Source organism: Pseudomonas sp. KH_046_2, assembly GCF_057838985.1.
In genome coordinates, this window is sequence record NZ_CM174480.1 from 4510344 (window position 1) to 4534678 (window position 24335).

Here is a 24335-nt window from a genome sequence, read left to right on the forward strand (position 1 = left end):
GCGATGGCGTCAGCTCAATCACCATCAATTTGAGCCAATGCCACCCGCAACCGCGCCGCACACGCCCGCGGGCAATTCAGCTGAACCTGTGCCAGCCCCAGCCAATCCGCCATCTGCCGCAGATTGACCGCCAACGCCAGCATCCCCTCCTCATCCAGCCCCGCGTCCTCTTCATGCACCGCATGCACGGCCAAACGGCCCGCCGCCCGTTCGGCGCGCAGATCGACCCGTGCAGCAATCCGCTCGTTGTGCAAAAACGGCAGGACGTAATAGCCGTACACCCGTTTGTCCTGCGGCGTATAGATCTCCAGCCGATAGCGAAAATCAAACAGCCGCTCGGTCCGGCTGCGCTCCCAGATCAGCGAATCGAACGGCGAGAGCAATGCACTGGCGGCGACTTTGCGCGGCACTTTTGGCTCGGCCAGACAATAGGCCGGTTGCCGCCAGCCCTGGACTTCGCAGCTCAGCAACTCCCCGGCCTCGACCAACTCGGCCAAACGTGAGCGGCTGTCCGCAAGGTTCAAGCGGAAATAATCACGCAAGTCCTTCTCCGTACCGACACCCAAGGCCATTGCCGCATGCCGCAACAGGCCGCGCTGGGCCTCGTCTTCACTCAGGACGGGGTGCGCAAGCACCGCCGAGGGAATCACCCGCTCCGGCAGATCGTAGAGCCTTTCGAATCCGCGCCGTCCGGCGACGGTTACTTCACCGGCAGCGAACAACCATTCCAGCGCATGCTTTTCCGCGCTCCAGTCCCACCAGGGGCCGGCCCGTTCCTGACGGGTCGACAGACTTCCGGCACCCAACGCACCCTGCTCCTCGACCGAAGCCAGTACCCTGCGAATGGTGTCTTGCTGTTCACGGCCAAAGCGCGCCAATTGCTGATAAATGTCTTCGCCACGACTCGCACGCTGCATGCGCCAACGCATCAAGGGGTACATGGACAGTGGCAACAATGAGGCTTCGTGGCCCCAATACTCGAACAACGTACGGCGCCGGCCCTGGCTCCAGGCAGCCTGGTCGAGCAAATCGAAGGAATAGTTGCCGAGGCGGGAAAACAGCGGAAGGTAGTGCGAACGCACCACTGCATTGACTGAATCGATCTGCAGAATGCCCAGCCGTTCGATCAGGCGATTGAGCGCAACAGCCTTGATCGCCGCTGGCGGCGACCGCCCGTTGAACCCTTGGGCGGCCAGCGCCAGACGCCGAGCCTGTTTGAGGGTAAAGGACAACGTTGCGGGCATGGGCGTCTCCTTGTCTGCTCGCAACCTACCTCACCGGTAAGGGGTTTGTGTAGCGTGGCATTCATCATTTATGCATCGGGTCATTCCAGAACGGTTTGATCGACTCGTTCTCCACATCCGCACGGCTCATGCCGATGTCCTTGAGTGCTTCGTCGCTCAAGCTCGCCAGCAGTTCGCGCTCGCGATGCAGTTCGTACCAGCGGCCGACCTTGTGCAGCAGATCGGATATCACGTGAATCGAGTGTTTTTCTGCGCCATGGAACTCATGTTGACCTTTCATCTTGTTGCCCTCCGTTTGGATGGCTCCAGTCTCGCGCCGGGTCTAAGATCAATCCAACGAATGTTTCTGATGTCACATATCTCGGAGATTGATGGATGTCCGCCTACCCGAGTATCGATACCGAAGTGTTGCGCACCTTCGTCGCCATCGCCGACCAGGGCGGCTTTACCCGCGCCGGCGAAATGGTCAACCGCACCCAGTCAGCCGTCAGCATGCAGATGAAACGACTGGAAGAAGATGTGCTGCAGCGCCAGTTGTTCCAGCGCGACGGGCGGCAGGTACGTCTGACGGCCGAAGGCCAGGTGTTGCTCGGCTATGCGCGGCGAATCCTCAAGTTGCACAGCGAGGTCTTCAATACCTTGCGTGAGCCCGACATGGTCGGCACCGTGCGCATCGGCACGCCGGACGATTATGTGATGCGGTTCCTCCCGGGGATTCTGCGCCGGTTTGCCCAGTCTTACCCGCTGATTCAGATAGAGGTGCACTGCGAATCATCAAAACAACTGTTGATGCGCCAGGACCTCGACCTGTCCATCGTCACCCGCGAACCGGGCAGCGAAATCGGCCAGTTGTTGCGCAAGGAACGTTTTGTCTGGGCCGAAGCGCAATGTTACAGCGCTCATGAGCAGACGCCGCTACCGCTGGCGATGTTCAACAGTGATTGCTTCTGCCGCCTGTGGGCCTGCAACGCCCTGGATGCCCGGGGGCGCGATTACCGGGTGGCGTACAACAGCGACAGCCTGTCGGCGATTATGGCGGTGGTCAGCGCCGGCCTGGCCGTCACGGCGCAACTTGAAAGCCTGATCACCGCGGACATGCGCATCCTCGGTGAGGCCGAGGACCTGCCGCTGCTGCCCGAGGCCAGCATCATGCTCGTGCGCAATCTGCATAACCCTTCACCGATAACCGAGTGCCTGGCCGAGCACATCATCGAAGGCTTCAAACTTTGAGGGCGAGCATCACCGCACAGAACACCAGGAACCCGCAAAACAGCCCGCGCAGCAGCCGCTCCGGCAAAGCGTGGGCAACCTTCACCCCCCAACTGATGCTCATCAACCCACCGACCGCCAAGGGTAAACCGATCACCCAGCTGACCTGATGGTGCACGGCGTAAGTCACCAGCGTCACCCCCGTACTCGGCAAGGCCAGCGCCAACGACAACCCCTGCGCAACCACCTGACTGGTGCCGAACAGACTGGTCAGCACCGGTGTCGCCACCACCGCACCACCCACGCCGAACAACCCGCCCATCGTGCCGGATGCAGCGCCGAGTACACCCAGCCAGGGCCACGAGTAGTTCATCTGCGAAGCCGGCGGAGCGCTGGCGGCGAACATGCGAACGAGGTTGTACGCCGACAGCGCGACTAGAAAGGCGACAAAACCCATGCGCATGGTTTGCGCATCAATGCCCACCGCCCAGATCGACCCGAGCCAGGCGAAGCAGAACCCCATGATGGCCAGCGGTAGCGCGTGGCGCAGTTCGATCCGGTTGCGCTGATGATAGCGCCACAGCGCCAGCATCACGTTCGGCACCACCATCACCAGCGCCGTGCCTTGGGCTATCTGCTGATCGAGCCCGAACAGCACGCCCAGCAGCGGAATGGCGATCAGGCCGCCGCCGATGCCGAACAAACCGCCGAGCGTGCCCAATGCAGCGCCGAACACCAGATACATCAAGAACTCAATCACAGCATTTTCCCCGTTGCCGTCAGGCCTTTGATCCTACGCAGTTGCCTCTGGCACGGAAATGCACAGCAACGCACAATGGCTGTGCCAAATTCGCACAAGCGCAAACCTGCCATGAACCCCAATCAACTGACCGACCAACTGGCCTTATTCCTCGACGTGCTGGAAACCGGCAGTTTTTCCGCCGCCTCGCGCCGTCATCCGCTGACCCCTTCGGCCGTGGCACGGCGTATCGACAGCCTGGAAAGCGCGGTCGGCAGTCAGTTGTTCCTGCGCAGCACTCATGCGGTACGCGCCACCCCGGCGGGATTGGCCTTTGCCGAGCGCGCACGACGGATCGTCGCCGAATTGCGCCTGGCCCGGGCCGAGGCCGTGTCGCTGAGCAGCGCGCCGGAAGGCCTGATTCGTATCGATGCGCCGGCAGCCTTTGGTCGCCGGCACCTCGCACCGGTGATTGCCGATTTCCTGATGCTCTACCCCGGGCTCGATGTGCAACTGCACTTGATCGACAGCTTCGTCGACATGCAGGGCCTGAACCTCGGCAAGGTCGATCTGGTGTTGCGCGCCGGGCAACTGGCCGATACCCGGCTGGTGGCCACGCCACTGGCGAGCATGGTGCGTATCGCCTGCGCCAGCCCCGATTATTTACGGCGTCGCGGCGTGCCAACCGAGCCGACCCAGTTGATTGAACACGACGGTCTCGACTGGGATGGCCTGGCCCCGCCCTTCGCCTGGCGTTTCGAGCGCGACGGGCAAATGCAGTTGCACCGGCCGGCGCGAATCCGCATGAGCGCCAACAATGCCGAGGCGCTGGTGTGCGGCGCATTGGCCGGACTGGGTATCGCGCATCTGCCGACCTGGCTGGCCAGCGAGTACCTGTTGCGGGGTGAGTTGCTGCCTCTGTTCTGCGACAGCGGCCTGCCGAAACCGGAAAGCGCCGGCATCTATGCCTTGCGCCTGGAACAGCAGCCCAACTCCCGCAGTCGCTTGTTGCTGGAATACCTTAAAACCCGCTTCAGCCCCGTTCCGCCCTGGGATCTGGTGCTGCAAAGCCATTTGCAGCGACACTGACCAGAATTATCTGGCGCATTAAAGATTCGCCCGCTAGATTCTTCAGATCACAGATCAAGGCTTCGACATGACCACCGAGCGCAACACCCCGGACAACTGCGACAACCTGCTGCTGGACAATCAGGCCTGCTTCGCCCTGCACTCCACTTCGCTGATGATGACCAAGGTCTACAAACCCTTGCTGCAAGCGCTGGGCCTGACCTACCCGCAATACCTGGCGATGATGGTGTTATGGGAAAGGGATGGTTTGACCGTAGGCGAAATCAGCACGCGACTGCTGACCGATCCTGGCTCGTTGACGCCGCTGCTCAAGCGCCTGGAAGCCGAAGGCCTGCTCAGCCGAACCCGCAGCCGTGAGGATGAGCGGGTGGTGATCGTCGAACTCACCGAACAGGGCCGGGCGTTGCGCGACAAGGCCCGTGATGTTCCCCAATGCATCCTCGGCGCCAGCGGGATGAGCGTGGAGCGCCTGCAAAACCTGCAAGCCGAGCTGCAGGAGCTGCGTCGCCACCTGCAAGACAGCCTGATCTAAAGCACATCATCCATTCCTGTGGGAGCGGGCTTGCTCGCGAATGCAGAGTGTCAGTCGACTAATATTTGACTGATACACCGCATTCGCGAGCAAGCCCGCTCCCACATTTGTTTTGCGGCGCACCAGAAAATCGGGCTCGCCACCTCCTCCTGAAAAAATTTCCGCTGAAAAAATCCCCCATCGCTGGCTCTAACTCAACGCCTCCAGCCAAAACCACCCTGCCGCCCTTCCGATTTTTTCATATTTCTTTGAAAATTTATATTGCGCGCAAAATATTAGCGCGATACATTCATCTCGCACTTACTTAGCGCGCAAACATTTAGCGCAAAACAAACCAAACCCTGAACGAGGCTTTCATCATGCAAACTCTCTACACCGCAATCGCAACTTCCACCGGTGGCCGTGACGGTCGTGCGGTTTCCAGCGACAACATCCTCGACGTCAAGCTCGCCACCCCGAAAGAACTCGGCGGCGCCGGCGGCGCAGCCACCAACCCGGAGCAACTGTTCGCTGCCGGCTACTCCGCCTGCTTCATCGGTGCCCTGAAATTCGTGGCCAGCCAGACCAAGCGCAGCATCCCGAACGACGCTTCGATCACAGCCCATGTCGGCATCGGCCAGATCCCCGGCGGCTTCGGTCTGGACATCGACCTGCACATCAGCCTGCCGGGCCTTGAACAGGCCGATGCCCAGGCACTGGTCGACGCGGCCCACCAGGTCTGCCCGTACTCCAACGCCACCCGTGGCAACGTCGATGTGCGTCTGCACGTAACCGTCTAAGCGCTGACTACCCAGGCCCGAACAGGAAACGAACATGAACACTTTCAGTAAAGTCTTGACCGGTACCCTTCTCGCCTTGTCCATCAGCAACGCGTTCGCAGGTACCGGGGTTGAACACAACACCCAGGCGTTCCTCGATGCGCTGAATGCCGGAACCGGCAAGCCGATGGAACAAATGACGCCCGCCGACGCCCGCGCCGTTCTGGTAGGCGCGCAGGCCGGGGTGAAGCTGACGTTGCCAAAAGCCGATGTCAGCCAGAAGACCATTCAAGTCGACGGCCAACCGATCAGCCTGACCATCGTCCGGCCGGCCGGGGTCAAGGGCGAGCTGCCGGTGTTCATGTTCTTCCACGGCGGTGGCTGGGTGCTGGGGGACTTCCCGACCCACGAGCGGCTAGTGCGTGACCTGGTGACGGGTTCGGGTGCTGCGGCGGTGTTCGTGAACTACACGCCGTCGCCGGAAGCGCATTACCCGGTGGCGATCAACCAGGCTTACGCCGCGACCCGATGGGTGGCCGAGCACGGTAAAGAGATCAACGTCGATGGCCAGCGCCTGGCGGTAGCCGGCAACAGTGTCGGCGGCAACATGGCGGCGGTGGTTGCGCTGATGGCCAAGGACAAGGGCACTCCGGCGATCAGGTTCCAGGCGCTGCTATGGCCGGTGACTGATGCCAACTTCGAAACGGCGTCCTACAACCAGTTTGCCGAGGGGCACTTCCTCACCAAAAACATGATGAAGTGGTTCTGGGACAACTACACCACCGACGCCAATCAGCGGAACGAGATCTACGCCTCGCCACTGCGGGCAACCCCTGCGCAACTCAAGGGCCTGCCACCTGCGCTGGTGCAAACGGCAGGTGCAGATGTCCTGCGCGACGAAGGCGAAGCTTACGCTCGCAAACTGGACGAGGCCGGTGTGCCGGTGACCTCGGTCCGCTACAACGGCCTGATCCACGACTACGGATTGCTCAACGTGGTGAGCCAGGTGCCGGCGGTGCGTTCGGCGATGTTGCAGGCTTCGCAAGAGCTCAAGGAACACCTGAAATAAAAACCTGTGGGAGCGGGCTTGCTCGCGAAGAGGGAGTGTCAGTCGACATCCATGTGCCTGATACACCGCCTTCGCGAGCAAGCCCGCTCCCACAGGGGTTCTTCGCTGAAAGGTGAAATCGCAGGCACAAAAAAGCCCGACTCAATGGTCGGGCTTTTTCATTCCTGAAGCTGTGCTTACTTGGCACGGCCTTTGTAGGAACCGCCTTCGCGGGTGTCGATCTCGATCTTGTCACCGATTTCGATGAAGTCAGCAACTTGCAGCTCGGTACCGTTGCTCAGCTTGGCTGGCTTCATTACTTTGCCGGAAGTGTCGCCGCGAGCCGAACCTTCGGTGTAGTCAACTACGCGCACGATGGTGGTCGGCAGCTCTACGGAAACCAGACGCTCTTCGAAGAAGATCGCTTCGCAAACATCGGTCATGCCTTCTTCAACGAAAGGCAGAACGGCTTCGATGTCTTCAGCGTTCAGCTCGTACATGGTGTAGTCGGTGGTGTCCATGAACGTGTAGGTATCGCCGCTGATGAAGGACAGGGTCGCTTCTTTGCGGTCGAGGATTACGTCGTCCAGTTTGTCGTCGGCGCTGTAAACGATCTCGGTCTTGTAACCGGTCAGCAGGTTCTTCAGCTTGGTCTTCATGATCGCGCTGTTACGACCGGACTTGGTGAATTCAGCTTTCTGAACCAGCCAAGGATCGTTTTCGAGACGAATCACGGTCCCGGGTTTCAGTTCTTTACCAGTTTTCATTGCGAATATCCGAATTTGGATGGGATTTACAAAAATCTAGGCCGCGTATCATATCCAATTTCCATAAAACTGTACCAGCGCCGTGGCAAGATCGGCCTGCAAGGCTTGTTCCTGACACCACGCCTCGGCGTGTTTTTCCAGCTCTGGCCAGTGTTTACGGGTGAATTGCCAGTGGTCGGCTATTTTTTCACCAGCGTTCCACGCCCGCCAGAGACCGCTGATCGCCTCCCGCGCAGGCGCAGATAACCCCCTTACATAGAGTTCGAGGAAGGCTTCGAGCTTGTCCAGGTGGATGTCTTCTTCCTGCTGGTAAATGTGCCAGAGAAATGGCCGGCCCGCCCATTGGGCGCGCACAAAGGAGTCTTCGCCGCGCACGGCATTGAAATCACAGCACCACAGCAACCGGTCGTATTGATCCTGGCGGACGAATGGCAGCACTTGCACGGTCAGGGCGTCACGCACATGCACGGCACCGGCCGCCAGACCCTGCACACCGAGCCAGCGCTTGACGTCGCCGAGAATCCGCCCTTCCGGCACCAGCAGATGAGTGGTCGTCGAATCGCCTGCCATCCCGTCGAGCCAACTGGCCAGACCGGTGTTTTCGTAGGCAAACAATGAGATCAGTTGTGCGCCGGGCGCAGGATCGATCCCCATACCTTGCAGGAATTCTCTTTGAGCCTGCGGGTCTTGCTGAAAATGCCGACGCCGTTCCAGCAACCCTCGCTCACGCAGCAGTCCGCCGGTGCCCTTCTGGAACCCCGGAAAGAAAAAGAACTTCTGTACGCTTTTGTACTTCACCGAGGGCAAGCCGTGGCAGCCGATCACCCAGTCTTCGGCGCTCAGGTAATCCAGGTTCATCCACAGCGGCGGCTTTTCCCGTTCGACCATGGCGTCCATATAGGCGCTTGGCAATTGGCAGGCAAAGGCAGCAATCACCACATCGGCGGCTTCGGTCGGCTGCCACTCGGCTGGCCATTGGCGCACGTCGACGTCGTGCTGCCACTGCTTGGGAGCATGGATGTCGATTTCCGGGCACAGGCGCTCGAACGCTCGCAGATCATCGACCCACAAACGTACCGCCAGCCCATGTTCGGCCACCAGTTGCCGGGCCAGTCGCCAGGTCACGCCGATGTCGCCGAAGTTGTCGACCACGGTGCAAAAAATATCCCAGCGGGTTTTCATTTCAGGCATTCCAGGCTCCCGTTGGCAAAGGCGCCGATTGTCCGCATAAATTACCCCGTGCAGAAGAGCCGACGGCGATTATTCTTCATGCGACAATTGCTACCCGCCAGTGACCTTTCGCCAGGAGGCAACCATGCCCCACCGCCCCACTCCGCGCCGATCCTTCCCGATCAGCCTCAACGCGCTGCAGCTGACCGGCAGCATCGCCCTTGGCATATGGCTGGGGTTCGTTGCCATCGTGCTGACCTGCTGGCTCGCGTCGCGCCTGCTTTTCAGCGAACAACTCGCCCCGATCGCGGCGGCGGTAGAGCAACTGGCCCAACCACCCGCGGTGGCTCAACCGATGCCGAACATCCCGCCACAGAGCCCGCTGTTCGAGCAATATGAAGAAAACCTGCGCAAGAACGAGCAGCAGCAACGGCTCGATCAGGCGCGCGGCAGCAGTCGCAACCTGGCCAACCCAAACTGTCAGTTCTGGCTGCAACAGGACCGGACTGCACCCAGCGAAAAAAGCCGCGCCAACGTCCTGCAATTCTGCGATTGATCATGAATAAGCATACCGTCCACCAACTGATTCTCGACAAGCTGCGGATCGATCTCGACATCGCCGAACGGGCCGCACAAACCGCCTACGAAACGGCGACCCATGAAGAAAACATCGCAGAGAACAAGTACGACACCCTGGGGCTGGAAGCGTCCTATCTCGCGGCCGGGCAAGCCAGGCGGGTCGAGGAAATTCGCCAGTCACTGAACCTCTGCCAGCACCTGGCCCTGCGCCCGTATGACGATCAGCGGGGTATCGAAGTGGGTGCGCTGCTCGGACTGGAGGACGAAAAGGGGCGCGAACAATGGCTGTTTCTGGCCCCCGATGCAGCCGGGCTGAAGGTCGATCTGGTGGGGCAACTGATTACCGTCATCACCCCGCGCTCACCGCTGGGCAAAAGCCTGCTGGGCAAGTTCGAGGGTGACGAGGTGGAGATCATGGTGGCGGGCGCTCGGCAACAGTTCGCTGTCACCGAGGTGGTTTGACCGGTAGCAAACGCTATCAGTGAACGGGCAGTTCGACGCCCTCGAACAGCTCTTCCAGTTCCTGCTTGTTGTGGCACTGAATGGCCTTGGCCATGACTTCGCGGGTCAGGTGCGGCGCGAACTTCTCGATGAAGTCGCACATGAAACCCCGCAGGAAGGTGCCGCGACGGAAGCCGATCTTGGTCACGCTGGACTCGAACAGTTCGCTGGCGTCGAGTACCACCAGGTCGCTGTCGAGCTTGGTATCGACAGCCATTTTCGCCACGATGCCCACACCCAGACCCAGGCGAACATAGGTCTTGATCACGTCGGCGTCGGCAGCGGTGAACACCACTTTCGGCGTCAGGCCGCGATGGCTGAAGGCTTCGTCGAGTTTCGAACGGCCGGTAAAACCGAACACGTACGTCACGATCGGGTATTCGGCCAGTGCTTCGAGGGTCAGTTTCGACAGTTTGGTCAGCGGATGGCCCTGAGGCACGACCACGCAACGGTTCCAGCGGTAGCACGGCATCATCACCAGGTCACCGAACAGCTCGAGCGCTTCGGTGGCGATGGCGAAATCCACCGTGCCGTCAGCGGCCATTTCGGCGATTTGCATCGGCGATCCCTGGTGCATGTGCAGGGCCACGTCCGGGTATTGCTTGATGAAATTGCTGATCACCGGCGGCAACGCATAACGCGCTTGGGTGTGAGTGGTGGCAATCGACAGGGTGCCTTTCTTCTCGTTGGAGAATTCCTGGGCGATCTGCTTGATGCTTTCAACCTTGCGCAGAATCTCGCCAGCGGTGGTGATGATGCGCTCGCCGGCCGGGGTAACGCGGGTCAGATGCTTGCCGCTGCGAGCAAAAACCTCGACGCCCAGTTCGTCTTCCAGCAGACGGATCTGCTTGCTGATGCCGGGTTGAGAGGTGTAGAGGCTTTGGGCTGTAGCGGAAACGTTGAGGTCGTGGTGCGCCACTTCCCAGATGTAGCGCAATTGTTGAAGCTTCATATGAATCCCTCAAAGCAGGTAGACGCCACGGGCATCAGCGACGGTATATAACTATATTAATGGCACGAAGAATAAATCTAGAACTTTTTTATCAGATTGCCACTATTCGTGTTCTAGCGATCCCCTTGGCGACGACGTTGCACCAGCGGCACCAGATAGACCGGCACCTTGGACAGTTGCAACACACGGGCGGCGGTTCGCCCCAGAGGCGTTTCCGCACCAGCACCATGGCTGTGACTACCTACGATCAATAAATCCACGGAGAGTTTCTGCGCCTGGTCCAGAATCACCTGCGACGGATCGCCCTGCAGCACCCGCACCGCCTGAATCCGCTCCAGGTCGTGCTCCCCTTCATCCCCCAACTCTTCACGAAAACTGTCGAGCACCCGCTGCTCGATACTGGCAATCACGGTATTCAGGCCCTGGCTGTGAAACTCATTCAGCGCCTGCTCATCGAGATAACTTTGCAGCACCGATTCGGCAAACAGCCCCATGGGCTCGACCGCATGCACGACATACAAATCGGCATTGAAGGTCCGGGCCAACTCCAGGGCATGCTGCATCACCACGGGCGCGTACAGGCCAAGGTCAGTGGCATACAGCATCGAACGAATCATATGACCTCCTCGACTGCCAACATGGCGCAGATTTGATTCAGCTTAGCAGTGCCTTGGCGACTACGACGTCCGGCGCAACGCATTGAATGGCGGGCTTAAACCTTTTGCTCGTTGCTTATGCCATGGGGCACATGACCGGTGGCGACGACTTCACGGGCCAATTCGCAGTGACCGGCCTGATCGTCGAAAAACACGTCGGCCGCGAAGGCTTCGAGAAAGGCCGATTTGGTCAGGCCGCCGAGAAACAGCGACTCGTCGAGACGGATGTCCCATTCGCGCAACGTGCGAATGACCCGCTCATGGGCCGGCGCCGATCGCGCCGTGACCAGCGCGGTACGGATCGGACAGGTGTCCTCCGGGAATTCACGCTGCAACAGATTGAGGGCCGCGAGAAAGCCCTTGAACGGGCCTCCGCGCAACGGCTCGCGGGCGGCCTCACGCTCGCTGGCCTGGAACGCCTCCAGACCACCGGCCTGATAAATACGCTCCGACTCATCGGAAAACAGCACCGCGTCTCCGTCGAAGGCAATGCGTAACTCGTCGCTGGCCGCACGGCTGGCACCACCCGACAGAATGGTCGCTGCCGCGAACCCTGCGTCCAGTGCATTGCGCACGTCTTCGGCGTGGGTCGAGAGAAACAGGTCGCAGCCAAAGGCCTTGAGGTAGGGATACGGACTGCGTCCGCCGACAAAGGCCGCACGGGAAATCGCCAGTCCGTAGTGGTCAATCGAGTTGAACACCCGCAACCCAGTGTCGGCGCTGTTGCGCGACACCAGAATCACCTCGACCCGGGCGCGGCCGAGGCTGTTGTTGAGGTTCAGGAGTTTCTGCACCAACGGGAAGGCATCGCCGGGTTCGAGGATTTCGTCTTCATGTTCGATCTGATACTGCCGGTAGGCTTCGACGCCACTCGACAGGTAGACCTTGTGGCTTTCGCTCAGGTCGAACAGCGCCCGCGAAGAAATCGCCAGCACCAGCTTGTCGTCAATTGCCTTTGGCATGCCCTTCCCCCTCAGGTCGGTCGACTCAGGTGTTGCGTCGATCAATGAAACTCAAACTGCGATACAAGGCCTCGATGCGCGGCATCTCACACCCCGCGGCCCTGGCGGCCGCCAGCGGCCTGGCGTAGATCGCCGCCAGCTCCAGCGGCCGCTTGTGCAGGAAATCGTGGTACATGCTCGGCCAGTAGTCGGGCATTTTTTCGGTCACCATGAACAAGTGCTCGGCATACCCCGTCGGTACATCGTGCCCGCACGCGATTGCACCTTGCACCACTTCAGCCATCAGCGCCTTGATCAGCTCGCGACTGTCGGCATCGGCCATCAACGGTGTGGTGCTCGCTCCCAGCAAAACCGAGAGACCGTTGTAAGGGATATTCCAGACCAGTTTTTGCCAACGTGCCTGATGCAGATTCGCCATGGCCTGGGAATCGAGGCCGGCGCTGCGAAACAGGCCGACGCCCTCCTCGACAATTGCGCTGCGTACCGGCCCATCGGCAGGACCGCTGTGATAACCCACATGCACCGCGCCGAGCGCCTGATGGGTGATGACGCCCGGTGCCTCGCGGTGGACGCAGATGTAGCAGAGCCCGCCGAGCACATGCAGCGAGTCGGGGAGCAACTCGCGCAGACTGTCTTCGACGTCCAGGCCGTTTTGCAGCAGCAGTACCTTGGCGTTCGGTGCTGCCGCTTGCAGGATGGCCGGTGCCAGGTCGGCGTTGCTGGTGGTTTTCGCGCCCACCAGCAGCCAGTCGCAGGGCGGCATGTCTTCAGCGTTCGAATAAGCCTGCACCGGATTCAGTTTTAACGCGCCATGGGGCGCGCTGTCGACTTGCAACCCGTGCTCGGATACAGCGGAAAACTCGCTGCGCAGCAGAAAATGCACATCAAAACCGGCACGCGCCAGCATCACCCCGTAGAAACCGCCGATTGCGCCGGTCCCGATAATGCCGATCGTCGGCCTGGCAACTGCTCCCATCATGGCAACTCCTCTGCTGTTCGACTCAGCGCCTGGCGCACGGCCCGATTGAGTTCGGTGTCGGTCAGGCGCGATTTCAGTGCTCCAAAGAATTCGCCGTCGCGAACGACAAACAGCGCCGGCAAGTGAAAGACCTGATAACGCTCGACCACCCCGCCGTTGTTGCCGGCGTCGATCCAGCACAGCCGATCGATTGTCAGATCGAGTGTCGGCAATTGCTCGCGGGCAAAACGGCAACCGGAGCAGCCGACACTGGTGAAAATGACCAGCGATACACCGCTCATCGCCAGCAGCCGTTGGTCGGCGTCAAAATCGGTCAGTTCCAATTCGACCACTATACTGGGGAGAACAATGTCAGATGGCCGACACATGGAGTCTGTGTTCATGGGACGTTTTATTCCTCACCCTGACGATGTGCCCGTCGAGTTAACGTTGCTGAAACCTGAGTGTATTTCGCGACGACAGCTGCACACTATCAGCCTCGGGGGCATGGCTTGCAATTATCACCGCGCGTGGCGCCACGGCACGGCGCTTGAGGTACGCATGCCGACCGTGAACCCGGACATGCGCTACCTGGGCTATGTCGCCTGGTGCCTGCGACGCAAGCGCGGTTACCTGGTGGGCATCGCCTTCGTTGATGAACAAACGCTGTTCAGCGCCCGAATGGGCGAGCAGGTGTGCCAGATCGAACGCTACTGCCGCCTGCATGACGCCCACGAAGAATTGCAGGATATCCAGGCACTGGCCCTCGAATGGCTCCAGGAGCATGCTGATGAGTTCTCTCACGATTCGGTGCGCAAGGCTTTTGCGCAGCCGGTGCTGGAATAGGGGTGTTCTGGTCGGTTTGCCCCTCACGGCAGGGAAACTGACTGCGAAAGCCCACCAAACCGGCGTCTGCCCATTGTCGAGCCACGGTGTAACGCGCTAAGGTTCGGCTCCCCGACGCGCTTAATTTGCTGTGCTCCGCCGCGCGGGTTCGCTGGCGGCCGGCACCCGTGACCTGACGAGTAAACGATGGCTGATTTACCGATCAACGACCTAAACGTCGCCTCCAACGAGACACTGATCACTCCTGATCAGCTCAAGCGCGATATTCCCCTGAGCGACGCAGCACTGCGCACCGTCACCAAGGGCCGCGAAGTCATTCGCAACATTCTGGATGGCACCGACCATCGCCTGTTCGTCGTCATCGGGCCTTGCTCGATCCACGACATCAAGGCTGCCCACGAATATGCCGAGCGCCTGAAGGTTCTCGCCGCCGAAGTGTCCGATACCCTGTATCTGGTCATGCGCGTGTATTTCGAGAAGCCACGTACCACCGTTGGCTGGAAAGGCTTGATCAACGACCCGTACCTGGACGACTCGTTCAAGATCCAGGACGGCCTGCACATCGGTCGCCAGTTGCTGCTGGACCTGGCCGAAAAAGGCCTGCCGACCGCCACCGAAGCCCTCGACCCGATCTCCCCGCAATACTTGCAGGACCTGATCAGCTGGTCGGCCATCGGCGCGCGCACCACCGAATCCCAGACTCACCGTGAAATGGCGTCCGGCCTGTCCTCGGCCGTCGGCTTCAAGAACGGCACCGATGGCGGCCTGACTGTGGCGATCAACGCCCTGCAGTCGGTTTCCAGCCCGCACCGCTTCCTGGGCATCAACCAGGAAGGTGGCGTGTCGATCGTGACCACCAAGGGCAATGCCTACGGTCACGTGGTGCTGCGCGGCGGCAATGGCAAGCCGAACTACGATTCGGTCAGCGTTGCGCTCTGCGAGCAGGCGCTGAACAAGGCGAAGATCAAGCCGAACATCATGGTCGATTGCAGCCACGCCAACTCCAACAAGGATCCGGCCCTGCAACCGCTGGTGATGGAAAACGTCGCCAACCAGATCCTCGAAGGCAACAAGTCGATCATCGGCCTGATGGTAGAAAGCCACCTGAACTGGGGCGCCCAGGCGATCCCGAAAGACCTCGCCGACCTGCAGTACGGCGTGTCGATCACCGACGCCTGCATCGACTGGACCTCGACCGAAAACACCTTGCGCAGCATGCATGCCAAGCTCAAGGATGTGCTGCCTAAACGCGATCGCAGCTGATCGCCTGATTGGCTGCACAAAAAGCGCATAAAAAAACGCCGGGCTGAACCCGGCGTTTTTTTATGCATTCGTTTTGTTGAAGGTCACTGACTCAGCTTGGCCGCATGCCGCTGGTGACGCTCCATGTAGCGCTCGACGTAGGAGCACGATGGAATGACGGTGTAGCCCATTTCGTCAGCGTACTCCAGCGCCTTCTCGGTCAAGGCTGCCGCAATACCGCGACCACGCAATGCGTTGGGCACGAAGGTGCGATAGATATCCAGGGTCTGTTTCCCCAGATCCATATAGGTCAGATAGGCACGATGACCGTCCACATTGGTCTCGAACTGATGACCAGCCTGGTCATGGTGGATGGACAACGCCTCGCTCATCACTACTCCTCGCGGGTCTGGAATTCCGACCCCTACCTTACCGATGTTTTTCCGGCGAAGGAACATCTACGCCACCCCGTGCCTGAATGGACACCGAGAGAAGAGCTGCACCGATCTCGCGCTACCGAGCACGTACAAATAGTAGGCACCATTGGCAGAAATGCTCAAGGTGCGCTCGTCATCGTGCGGGTTGGCGGGTGCTGCTCCGGATCACGCAGGATTGGCTCGACCGAAGATCACTCCGGGTCGATAGCCTGTACATTGCCGGATGTTGAGACTTAAGACGAGCGCCCGTTGTTTAAGTCACCTGAACATCGAGAAAGATGTTGAGAGGCGCCACACAAAAGCCGAACAAAAGTGTAGACGAATCCATGTAGGCGGACTTTAGCCCGACCAGGAAAAAGAGCGCCGTGCCACAGGAACTTTTTCTCGCCAGTTCGCTCAGCCACGGGCCTTGCAGCTGGATATTTTTTAAACAATTCGGTTAAAAGTTGCTCGAAAAAGAATCAACGCCTACAATTTTTTTTGCTTCTTGCGTCACGTCAGTTTTACTTACTACAAGTAATGGGTAGTATGTATGCCGGCTATTTCCTCAATCGGAGGAGATAGCTACTTAATAGAAAGTCCTTGAAGGGGAACACGATGAACAACGTTCTGAAATTCTCTGCTCTGGCTCTGGCCGCAGTTCTGGCTACCGGTTGCAGCAGCGCATCGAAAGAAACCGAAGCACGTCTGACCGCTACTGAAGACGCAGCTGCTCGCTCCCAGGCTCGTGCAGACGAAGCTTACCGTAAAGCTGATGAAGCTCTGGCTGCTGCTCAAAAAGCACAACAGACTGCTGACGAAGCTAACGAGCGTGCTCTGCGCATGCTGGACAAAGCTAGCCGCAAGTAATAATCCTTCGGGATTGTTATCAAGCCGACCCATTTTTTGGGTCGGCTTTTTTATTGTCCGGCTTTTCTCCAGGCAATAAAAAACCCGTCGACGCGGTCCGCGCCGACGGGCTCTTTGCCCGCGCTACTGCAGCGGGTCGATCGGCATGCTGGACACCATCGGTGCAACGCCGTTGCCCGGCACAGCGATCTCGACCGGCAGGCCGTCTTCAGCGGCGACCACATCACGCACCACATCCCAGTTCATGCGCAGGTTGTTGGTGATGTCTTCACGCTTGAGCATCGCATTGATGACCGCAGTGTGCTTGTCGACCACCGACGGGTTGCCCTTGTCGTCCAGCGGCGTGTGCGCCTCCAGATAGACCTTGCCGCCACTCAGACCAAACTTGTACGGGTCGTTGATGATCCGCACCGACGTACCGACCGGCACCATGCCCGCCATTTCCAGCACATTGTTGTTGAACATGCGGAAGCAGCCGTGGCTGGTGCGCATGCCGATGCCGAACTTCTTGTTCGAACCGTGGATCAGGTAGCCCGGTGTGCCCAGGGTGAACTTGAACGGCCCCAGCGGGTTGTCAGGGCCGGCCGGCACGACGTTGGGCAGCGGGTCACCGTCGGCTGCGTGCTCGGCCTTGATCGAAGCCGGAGGCGTCCAGGTAGGGTTCGGTGTCTTGGCGGTGATGCTGGTGTGGGCGATCGGCGAGCCCCAGCCTTCACGACCGATACCCAACGGGAACGTGTACACCACGTTCTTGCCTTTCGGGTAGTAGTAGAGGCGGTACTCGGCCAGGTTGATCACGATGCCTTCACGCGGGCCTGGTGGCAAGATGAAGCGGGTCGGCAGGATGATTTCCGTGCCGGTGCCTGGCAACCAGGCATCGACACCCGGGTTGGCCGCGACCATTTCCGTGTAGCCCAGATCATAGGCGGTACCAAGGTCGGCGAAGGTATCTTCGTACTTGGCCTTGATCACCTGTACCTGGCCGATGATGTCCTCACCGGGCGGTGGCAGGGGAAACTCCAATGCTGCGACGGGACCGGCCACAAAGAGGGCGGCAAGAGTCAGGCAGCGGGTGACGGCAGGAAAGCGCGGCAACATCCGGAAAATCCTTCGCATGATCAACAGAGATATAAGAGCGCGATTGTACACCGCTGTCCGTTATTTCGGGGAGATGGCCCGATTGCAGGCACTGTAAGGCGATTTTCCTCGTTCTCGTGTGGGAGCGAGCCTGCTCGCGATGGCTTTGTGTCAGGCGGCATGGATTTTTTGATGGTGTACATATCCGTTTCTGCGGTAACGGCCACTTAGGGTTCCGCTCTTACAGCGGGTCACTTGGAAAAGCCCCAAGTAACCAAGGGCTCCTGCCCCTGACATTCGGTGCCTCGCCGTGGCTCGGCATGCCCTCGCTCCGGTCCTGCTCCGTGGGCCCGCCGCCATCGGCCATCCATGGCCGGGGGGCGGCTAACCCGGCATCCATGCCGGGTTGCCCACTGCGCAGAACCTGCGCTCGGCCTCACGAGGGGGCATACACCGCAACAGCATCCGAGGCGGCCTACCGGCCGGCCTGTTCGCGGGGTTCGTTCGGCTGGAAGGTACTTGGTCGGCTGTCAGGCCGCTATCGCGAGCAAGCTCGCTCCCACAGGTACTGAGTACATCTGCAAGTAGTTGGTTGGCTGGCAGACCGCTATCGCGAGCAGGATCGCTCCTACAGTTGGGCCGGGGACATCTGAAAGAAATTGGTCGGCCGTCAGGCCGCCTTCGCTGGCAAGCCAGCTCCTACAGTTGATCGGCGTACACCCACGCTTTTCACCACTCATCAGGCCGAGCGTTAGCTCGCCTGCAGCTCTTGATCTTGATCCACCCGCCCCCTCGGAAGGCTGAGTGGAGGTGTTCCTCCGGGGATTGGCGCGCAGCGCCGTTCGACGCAGTCGAACTCATTGCATGTAGGTCGAAGCGAAGCCGACCGGAGGGCAATGCCCCCGGATGAATACCGCAGCGAAGGAACCCCGAGCCTAAGCGAGGGGCCGTACGTAAGGGGCGAGACCTTTGGTTCCTTTGGGGCGTTTGCCAAAGGGACTCGCCGTAAGGGCCAGCCCTTTCAAGGTGTTTTCCCTTTATGGGCCTTAAGCACCCGATCGGTCGACACATGAGCATGCGCAGCTTTGCCGTCCAGCCACTCCTTGGGTTTGGCGATTTTGGGACCGCGTATGCTTTTGGCCACTTGCTTGGGCTTGATATTCCTGGCCAGCGCCAACAGTCGCATTGCCAGCGTTTCCAGGGTCGTTTGAAGGGGCAGGTAATCTGAGGGTAACGCGATCTGCATGCCCTCGTAACCGCTACGCACTTGCACGGTCAGATGGAAGATCGAAGCCTCCCAACCTTCAGGCAATGTCTCGCGATGAGCCTGTTCCACGCTACGTTTGAGCACTGCCAGGACGTTGTAGGCCAAGATCGCCGAAGCAAAACCCAGCAAGGCCGCCCGGGGAGCGCCAAGGCTTTCGATTTCACTGTCCAGCACCGATTCCAGGCGTTGGAACATCCCTTCGATACTCCAGCGACGACGATATAAATCGGCGATTTGCACGGCGCTGATGGTGTCGGGCAAGTTGCTCCAGAACCACATCACGCAGTCGCCTGATTCGGTAGGTGTTTGCAGGGTCAGTTCAACTCGGCGCCAGCGATGACCACCTTTGAGTTCGATGATTTGCTCGCGCACCGTGCCGGATTCAACCGCCACAGGTTCTTGCCAGCTGCCTTCCTCCATCAACCGTGGATGTTTGCTTGGCTGGCGAATAATGAACGAAGCCTGCGTTTCCTCGCAGGCTTGCATGACGGGCAGCGTGCAATACAGCCGATCGGCCATCCACAGCTGACCCTTAGTAGCGCGGGCCAACAACGGCAGCACGCTGACGCGTTCACTCGCGTAGGCATCCTCGCAAGGTTGCAAGTCGACGATCTGATCCAGGTCCGGGTCGTAGACCACGACTGAAAACCCTGGCCGGGCCGCACCTCGTTCCCGGCGCAAAGCCCCCAAGCGTTTTTCGGTAGAAGGCAGGTGGTTACCGTCGACAATGCGCAATTGCCAGCCAGGCAAAATGGCGGGACAACCCAACTCCTCTATCGTCGGGGTCAGGCGCTCAGCGCTCCCTGTGACCAACGCCCGCAGCAATGCAGGCTCTGTGCGACTGACCTTGTCATAGAGCGCCGCCAAGGTAACCGGTAGGTCATCCATCTGGCGGGCAGCGGCATGCAAGGAAGGGCGCAAACCCAATGAAACAAGGGACATCAGTTCAACGATGGTCGAAAACAAAAGCTCACGCGGGTATTGGCGTTGACGGTGTTCTTCGAACACCTGATCAACCCATTCGGCAGGAACAGCCTGCTCCAGTATCAACTTGGTCATGACACTGGCCGGTGTCTTTTTTTCAAACCGTGCTAGAACTTCTGCCCACATCGTTTTCGTCACCCTGACTGGAGTTTTGGGGGAGTTTAAACGAAGACCTTGAAAGGGCTGGCCGTAAGGGCGAAACCATAAGCCGCCGTTACCGCAGCAACGGATATGTACACGGTCAACAAAAGACAGGTCGGCTCGAAGGCCGCCTCGACTCCCGACGGATCAAAGCTCAAACCGCAATTCAGGCCAGATCGGCGACGTCCCCCGCTTCTGCGACTCAAGAATGGCCCGACACAGCGAACACAGCCGCTGGTCCTGAAACACCCGACGATCAACACTCGACCAGCGAGGCGAAGCCGGCAACAGACTGCCACACAAGGTCCGGTCCGCCGAACCGCCCAACTCCAGCTGACGGGTCACCAGATGCACCCGCACTTCCTGGCAGGCGAACAGATCCAGCTGTTCGTCAGGCTCGATCAGTTGGTAGGCAAATAGTGACCAGGCGGGACGCGGCATCGGGGGCTCCAAATCGGGGGCGCCACCTTAGCCGAAAGCCTGCCTCTAGAAAAGTGTCATAACAGCGGTTTTAGAGTAGGCCAGACATTTTCCAGCAACTTGTCCTGGGCCCCGGCCGCCGGGTGTATGCCGTCAGCCTGCATCAAGTCCGGATGACCGCCCACGCCGTCGAGGAAAAACGGCACCAGCGGGATCTTTTTCTCATCGGCCAGGTTGCTGTAGACCTCGGCGAACGCCTTGGTGTATCGCGTACCGTAATTGGGTGGCAATTGCATGCCGAGCAGCAACACCTTGGCGCCGCTGGCCCGGGAGCTGTCGATCATCGAAGCAAGATTTTGTTGCAATTGAGTTGGCAGCATCCCGCGCAGGCCGTCATTGCCGCCCAACTCGAGGATCACCAGTTCCGGTTTATGCTCTGCAAGCAGCGCGGGCAGGCGCGCCTGGCCTCCGGCGCTGGTGTCGCCACTGATGGACGCATTGATCACTTTGTCGTCGAAACCTTCGCGCCTGAGCCGTTGCTCAAGCAGCGACACCCACCCCAGCCGGGTATCCAGCCCGAAACCGGCGCTGATACTATCGCCAACGATCAGGACTGTACCCGCCGCTGCGTTTTGGGCCATGCACATCAAGGCCAGGCCAGCACTCAAAAACCAGACACGCATCGGACTCTCCATGGGCGCAAGCATTCTCATCGCGAAGGACCTTAGCAAAGTGGTTCCCAGCGCGGAAGGTGAACTGACCATCCTGCACCAACTCAGCCTGGAACTGAACAAGGGCGACAGCCTGGCCATCGTCGGCGCTTCGGGTTCCGGCAAGTCCACCCTGCTGGGCCTGCTTGCCGGCCTCGACCTGCCGAGCAGCGGCGAGGTCACGCTCGCCGGGCAAGGCCTGAGCAACCTCGATGAAGACCAGCGTGCGCGCATCCGCGCCGAGCACGTGGGTTTTGTCTTTCAATCGTTTCAGCTGCTCGACAGTCTCAATGCCCTGGAAAACGTCATGCTGCCGCTGGAGCTCGATGGCCGCAAAGACGCCCGCGAACGCGCCACCCAATTGCTGCAACGGGTGGGACTGGGCCAACGCCTGACTCATTCGCCGCGCCAGCTCTCCGGAGGCGAGCAACAACGCGTGGCGATTGCCCGCGCGTTTGCCGCCGAGCCCGATGTGCTGTTCGCCGACGAACCGACCGGCAACCTCGACAGCCACACCGGCGAGCGCATCAGCGACTTGCTGTTCGAGCTCAACCAGGAGCGCGGCACGACCCTGGTGCTGGTAACTCACGATGAACGCCTGGCCCATCGCTGCCGGCGCCTGATCCGTCTTGAAGCCGGCCTGCTGGTCGCCCCTCTGGAGCCTTGATGGCACGTCTGCCGCTGTTGCGCCTGTTCAGTCTCGCCATCCGCCAATTGCTGCGCGATGCCCGCGCCGGTGAATTGCGCGTGTTGTTTTTCGCCTTGCTGGTGGCCGTGGCCGCCAGCACCGCCATCGGTTATTTCGGCGCGCGCCTGAACGGCGCCATGATGCTGCGCGCTACCGAATTTCTCGGTGCCGACCTGCTGCTCGAAGGCAGTTCGCCTGCACGCTCCGAACAGATAAGAAGTGGCACCGAACTGGGTCTGGAACACGCTCAAGTGGTGGAGTTCTCCAGCGTCATCGCCACCGACAACGGCATTCAGCTGTCGAGCATCAAGGCGGCCGACGACACCTACCCGCTACGCGGCGAATTGAAAAGCGCGCCCGCCCCCTTCGCCACGGAAATAGTCGGTGGCGGACCGCAACCCGGTGAAGCCTGGGTCGAGGCACGCCTGCTGACCGCCCTGGACCTGAAGATCGGCGACAGCATCGATGTCGGCATGAAAACCCTGAAACTGGCGCGGGTGCTGACTTACGAACCCGATCGCGCCGGCAATTTCTACAGCCTGACACCCCGAGTGCTGATCAACCTCGACGATCTTGCGGCCACCGGCGTGGTGCAGCCCGGCAGCCGGGTCAGCTATCGCGAATTATGGCGTGGCAATGCTCAGGCACTCGAGACGTATCGGCAACTGATCAAACCGGAGCTCGCCGCCAACCAGCGCTTGCAGGACGCCCGCGACGGCAATCGACAGATCGGCGGCGCCCTGGGCAAGGCCGAACGCTACCTGAACATGGCCAGCCTGGTGGCGGTGTTGCTCTCCGGCGTGGCGGTGGCGCTGTCGGCAACCCGCTTCGCCACCCGCCGGTTCGATGCCAGTGCCTTGCTGCGCTGCCTCGGGCTGTCACGCCGGGAAACCATGGTGTTGTTCAGCCTGCAACTGACCGTGCTCGGGCTGCTGGCCAGCATCAGCGGCGCCCTCCTCGGCTGGCTCGCACAGCTGGGGTTGTTTGCCCTGCTGCATGACTTGTTGCCGACCGACGTGCCTCCGGGCGGGCTGTTTCCAGCCATTGCCGGGATCGGCACCGGGCTGGTGGCGCTGGCCGGTTTCGCCCTGCCGCCACTGGCGGCTCTGGGCCGGGTTCCGCCATTGCGCGTGCTGCGCCGGGACATGCTGCCAATCCCTTCCAGCACCTGGATGGTCTACGGCGCAGCGCTGGGCGCCCTCGGCCTGATCATGTGGCGCCTGAGCCTGGACCTGGTGCTGACCTTTGCCCTGCTCGGCGGCGGCGTGATTGCAGCGCTGGTGCTGGGCGGCTTGTTGTTGCTGCTGTTGAAGAGTCTGCGGCGCATGCTTGCGCGTGCGTCCTTGCCCTGGCGTCTGGGACTCGGCCAACTGCTGCGTCATCCCCTCGCTGCGGCGGGCCAGTCCCTGGCGTTCGGCCTGATTCTGCTGTCGATGGCACTGATTGCGCTGCTGCGCGGCGAGTTGCTGGACACCTGGCAGAACCAGCTGCCGAAAAACGCTCCAAACTACTTCGCGCTGAACATCCTGCCGGCGGACAAGCAGTCCTTCACCGATCACCTGATCGCCGTGTCGGCGCAATCGGCACCGCTGTACCCGGTGGTGCCGGGGCGCTTGATCAGCATCAACGGCGAGCCGGTGCAGCAAATCGTCACCAAGGAATCGGCAGGTGATCGGGCGATCCAGCGCGACCTGAGCCTGACCTGGGCCGCGGACCTGCCGTCGGGCAACAAACTCACGGCCGGCAATTGGTGGAACGAACAGACACCGGATGATGTTCCCGGCGTGTCGGTAGAAGGCAAGGTCGCCGAAAGCCTGAAAATCCAGCTCGGCGACCATCTGGTTTTCAGCGTTGGCGGGGTCAATCGCGAGGCGAAGGTCACCAGCCTGCGGGAGATCAACTGGGACAACTTCCAGCCGAACTTCTTCATGATCTTCCAGCCCGGCACCCTCAAGGATCTGCCGGCGACCTACCTGACCAGTTTCTATCTGGCACCGGGTCACGATCAGCAGATTGTCGACCTGTCCCGCGCCTTCCCGGCGGTGACGATCCTGCAGGTCGAAGCCTTGCTGGAGCAACTGCGCAGCATCCTCGCCCAGGTGACCCTGGCGGTGGAGTACGTATTGTTGTTCGTGTTGGCGGCGGGCATGGCGGTGCTGTTTTCCGGCTTGCAAGCGACGCTGGATGAACGCATTCGCCAGGGTGCTCTGTTGCGTGCGCTGGGGGCGGAGCGGCAACTGCTGGTCAAGGCTCGACGTATCGAGTTCGGTTTGCTGGGCGCAGTCAGTGGCTTGCTGGCGGCGCTGGGTTCGGAAGTGGTGAGTTGGGTGCTCTACCGCTACGCCTTTGACCTGCCGTGGCACCCGCACCCATGGCTGTTGCTGCTGCCACTGCTGGGCGCCGTGCTCATTGGTGGTGCCGGGGTGTTCGGCACCCGTCGGGCATTGAACGCCAGCCCGCTGACAGTCCTGCGCGAGGGTTGATAGACTCCTGCCATCCTCACCACAAGA

27 protein-coding genes are annotated in these 24335 nt (G+C 60.4%); 12 read left to right on the top strand and 15 right to left on the bottom strand.

The genetic code is table 11. The features are described 5' to 3' along the window. Nucleotides 1-14: 14 nt before the first annotated feature. Nucleotides 15-1244 (bottom strand): winged helix-turn-helix domain-containing protein, encoded by a 1230-nt coding sequence (locus AC3IX1_RS20365; protein WP_489385576.1) that lies wholly within the window; start codon nucleotides 1242-1244, stop codon nucleotides 15-17. A 64-nt stretch (nucleotides 1245-1308) separates the two neighbouring features. Further along, the gene (locus tag AC3IX1_RS20370; protein ID WP_007983517.1) at nucleotides 1309-1524 is read right to left on the bottom strand and encodes a DUF1127 domain-containing protein; all 216 of its coding nucleotides are present in this window, start codon (nucleotides 1522-1524) and stop codon (nucleotides 1309-1311) included. Nucleotides 1525-1619: 95 nt separating this feature from the next. On the opposite strand from AC3IX1_RS20370, the gene AC3IX1_RS20375 reads away from it, so the two are divergent. Next, nucleotides 1620-2474, top strand: a complete 855-nt coding sequence (locus AC3IX1_RS20375) for a LysR substrate-binding domain-containing protein (protein WP_489385577.1) — start codon at nucleotides 1620-1622, stop codon at nucleotides 2472-2474. Here AC3IX1_RS20375 and AC3IX1_RS20380 read toward each other — a convergent pair. After that, the gene (locus AC3IX1_RS20380; protein ID WP_489385578.1) at nucleotides 2464-3213 is read right to left on the bottom strand and encodes a sulfite exporter TauE/SafE family protein; all 750 of its coding nucleotides are present in this window, start codon (nucleotides 3211-3213) and stop codon (nucleotides 2464-2466) included. The two genes, AC3IX1_RS20375 and AC3IX1_RS20380, sit on opposite strands and share 11 nt — an antisense overlap. Before the next feature lie 111 nt (nucleotides 3214-3324). On the opposite strand from AC3IX1_RS20380, the gene AC3IX1_RS20385 reads away from it, so the two are divergent. The 4 genes from AC3IX1_RS20385 (at nucleotide 3325) to AC3IX1_RS20400 (ending at nucleotide 6640) form a co-directional block, all read left to right on the top strand. Next, on the top strand, nucleotides 3325-4281 hold the full coding sequence (locus tag AC3IX1_RS20385; protein WP_489385579.1) for a LysR family transcriptional regulator: 957 nt from the start codon (nucleotides 3325-3327) through the stop codon (nucleotides 4279-4281). A 67-nt stretch (nucleotides 4282-4348) separates the two neighbouring features. Continuing rightward, nucleotides 4349-4813, top strand: coding sequence for a MarR family winged helix-turn-helix transcriptional regulator (locus AC3IX1_RS20390; protein WP_489385580.1), 465 nt, complete (start codon nucleotides 4349-4351; stop codon nucleotides 4811-4813). Between the two features lie 359 nt (nucleotides 4814-5172). Then, nucleotides 5173-5592, top strand: a complete 420-nt coding sequence (locus tag AC3IX1_RS20395) for an organic hydroperoxide resistance protein (RefSeq protein ID WP_046031808.1) — start codon at nucleotides 5173-5175, stop codon at nucleotides 5590-5592. 34 nt (nucleotides 5593-5626) lie between these two features. Further along, the gene (locus AC3IX1_RS20400; protein WP_489385581.1) at nucleotides 5627-6640 is read left to right on the top strand and encodes an alpha/beta hydrolase; all 1014 of its coding nucleotides are present in this window, start codon (nucleotides 5627-5629) and stop codon (nucleotides 6638-6640) included. Nucleotides 6641-6816: 176 nt separating this feature from the next. Here the strand turns inward: AC3IX1_RS20400 and AC3IX1_RS20405 are convergent, their stop codons facing one another. Together AC3IX1_RS20405 and earP are read right to left on the bottom strand one after the other, a co-directional pair. After that, nucleotides 6817-7386, bottom strand: a complete 570-nt coding sequence (locus AC3IX1_RS20405) for an elongation factor P (protein ID WP_028619992.1) — start codon at nucleotides 7384-7386, stop codon at nucleotides 6817-6819. A gap of 48 nt (nucleotides 7387-7434) precedes the next feature. Further along, nucleotides 7435-8577: an elongation factor P maturation arginine rhamnosyltransferase EarP gene (gene earP, locus AC3IX1_RS20410; protein ID WP_489385582.1), complete on the bottom strand. Its 1143-nt coding sequence runs from the start codon at nucleotides 8575-8577 to the stop codon at nucleotides 7435-7437. Between the two features lie 124 nt (nucleotides 8578-8701). Between earP and AC3IX1_RS20415 the strand changes: the two genes are divergently transcribed. Together AC3IX1_RS20415 and AC3IX1_RS20420 are read left to right on the top strand one after the other, a co-directional pair. Further along, nucleotides 8702-9112: a hypothetical protein gene (locus AC3IX1_RS20415; protein WP_489385583.1), complete on the top strand. Its 411-nt coding sequence runs from the start codon at nucleotides 8702-8704 to the stop codon at nucleotides 9110-9112. Nucleotides 9113-9114: 2 nt separating this feature from the next. Beyond that, entirely contained in the window at nucleotides 9115-9597 is a 483-nt protein-coding gene (locus tag AC3IX1_RS20420; RefSeq protein WP_489385584.1) for a GreA/GreB family elongation factor, read from the top strand. A gap of 16 nt (nucleotides 9598-9613) precedes the next feature. Here the strand turns inward: AC3IX1_RS20420 and cysB are convergent, their stop codons facing one another. From cysB to AC3IX1_RS20445, 5 genes are all read right to left on the bottom strand, one after another. After that, a complete protein-coding gene (gene cysB / locus AC3IX1_RS20425) occupies nucleotides 9614-10588 on the bottom strand; it encodes an HTH-type transcriptional regulator CysB (protein WP_015094029.1) in 975 nt (324 codons plus the stop codon). Nucleotides 10589-10701: 113 nt separating this feature from the next. Further along, a complete protein-coding gene (locus AC3IX1_RS20430; RefSeq protein WP_116264780.1) occupies nucleotides 10702-11205 on the bottom strand; it encodes a universal stress protein in 504 nt (167 codons plus the stop codon). Between the two features lie 95 nt (nucleotides 11206-11300). Next, the gene (locus AC3IX1_RS20435; protein WP_046043378.1) at nucleotides 11301-12206 is read right to left on the bottom strand and encodes a 5'-nucleotidase; all 906 of its coding nucleotides are present in this window, start codon (nucleotides 12204-12206) and stop codon (nucleotides 11301-11303) included. 25 nt (nucleotides 12207-12231) lie between these two features. Then, nucleotides 12232-13185 carry a putative 2-dehydropantoate 2-reductase gene (locus AC3IX1_RS20440; protein WP_489385585.1) on the bottom strand — a complete coding sequence of 318 codons (954 nt, stop codon included), beginning with the start codon at nucleotides 13183-13185 and terminating at the stop codon, nucleotides 12232-12234. Then, nucleotides 13182-13568 (bottom strand): thioredoxin family protein, encoded by a 387-nt coding sequence (locus AC3IX1_RS20445; protein ID WP_489385586.1) that lies wholly within the window; start codon nucleotides 13566-13568, stop codon nucleotides 13182-13184. Before AC3IX1_RS20445 ends, AC3IX1_RS20440 begins: the two co-directional genes overlap by 4 nt. Between AC3IX1_RS20445 and AC3IX1_RS20450 the strand changes: the two genes are divergently transcribed. Continuing rightward, nucleotides 13567-14010, top strand: a complete 444-nt coding sequence (locus AC3IX1_RS20450; RefSeq protein ID WP_489385587.1) for a PilZ domain-containing protein — start codon at nucleotides 13567-13569, stop codon at nucleotides 14008-14010. The two genes, AC3IX1_RS20445 and AC3IX1_RS20450, sit on opposite strands and share 2 nt — an antisense overlap. Before the next feature lie 186 nt (nucleotides 14011-14196). Next, the gene (locus AC3IX1_RS20455; protein ID WP_489385588.1) at nucleotides 14197-15273 is read left to right on the top strand and encodes a 3-deoxy-7-phosphoheptulonate synthase; all 1077 of its coding nucleotides are present in this window, start codon (nucleotides 14197-14199) and stop codon (nucleotides 15271-15273) included. 83 nt (nucleotides 15274-15356) lie between these two features. On the opposite strand, the gene AC3IX1_RS20460 is transcribed toward AC3IX1_RS20455, so the two are convergent. Then, nucleotides 15357-15644, bottom strand: a complete 288-nt coding sequence (locus AC3IX1_RS20460; protein ID WP_007973562.1) for a GNAT family N-acetyltransferase — start codon at nucleotides 15642-15644, stop codon at nucleotides 15357-15359. A gap of 642 nt (nucleotides 15645-16286) precedes the next feature. Here AC3IX1_RS20460 and oprI point away from each other — a divergent pair. Further along, nucleotides 16287-16538, top strand: coding sequence for an outer membrane lipoprotei OprI (gene oprI, locus AC3IX1_RS20465; protein WP_003199355.1), 252 nt, complete (start codon nucleotides 16287-16289; stop codon nucleotides 16536-16538). A gap of 123 nt (nucleotides 16539-16661) precedes the next feature. On the opposite strand, the gene AC3IX1_RS20470 is transcribed toward oprI, so the two are convergent. The 4 genes from AC3IX1_RS20470 to AC3IX1_RS20485 all read right to left on the bottom strand — a co-directional run bounded on the left by AC3IX1_RS20470 (nucleotide 16662) and on the right by AC3IX1_RS20485 (nucleotide 21110). Continuing rightward, complete coding sequence (locus tag AC3IX1_RS20470; protein ID WP_489385589.1) at nucleotides 16662-17636, bottom strand: L,D-transpeptidase family protein; 975 nt, start codon at nucleotides 17634-17636, stop codon at nucleotides 16662-16664. A 1000-nt stretch (nucleotides 17637-18636) separates the two neighbouring features. Beyond that, nucleotides 18637-19941: an IS4 family transposase gene (locus AC3IX1_RS20475; protein WP_489385590.1), complete on the bottom strand. Its 1305-nt coding sequence runs from the start codon at nucleotides 19939-19941 to the stop codon at nucleotides 18637-18639. Nucleotides 19942-20154: 213 nt separating this feature from the next. Next, on the bottom strand, nucleotides 20155-20448 hold the full coding sequence (locus AC3IX1_RS20480) for a hypothetical protein (RefSeq protein WP_007991769.1): 294 nt from the start codon (nucleotides 20446-20448) through the stop codon (nucleotides 20155-20157). A 56-nt stretch (nucleotides 20449-20504) separates the two neighbouring features. Further along, nucleotides 20505-21110: an arylesterase gene (locus AC3IX1_RS20485; protein WP_489385591.1), complete on the bottom strand. Its 606-nt coding sequence runs from the start codon at nucleotides 21108-21110 to the stop codon at nucleotides 20505-20507. A gap of 10 nt (nucleotides 21111-21120) precedes the next feature. Here AC3IX1_RS20485 and AC3IX1_RS20490 point away from each other — a divergent pair, with 10 nt between their 5' ends. Then, nucleotides 21121-21804, top strand: a complete 684-nt coding sequence (locus AC3IX1_RS20490; protein WP_046043370.1) for an ABC transporter ATP-binding protein — start codon at nucleotides 21121-21123, stop codon at nucleotides 21802-21804. Continuing rightward, nucleotides 21804-24308: an ABC transporter permease gene (locus AC3IX1_RS20495; protein ID WP_489385592.1), complete on the top strand. Its 2505-nt coding sequence runs from the start codon at nucleotides 21804-21806 to the stop codon at nucleotides 24306-24308. The genes AC3IX1_RS20490 and AC3IX1_RS20495 overlap by 1 nt, the downstream gene beginning before the upstream one ends. Nucleotides 24309-24335 lie beyond the last annotated feature (27 nt).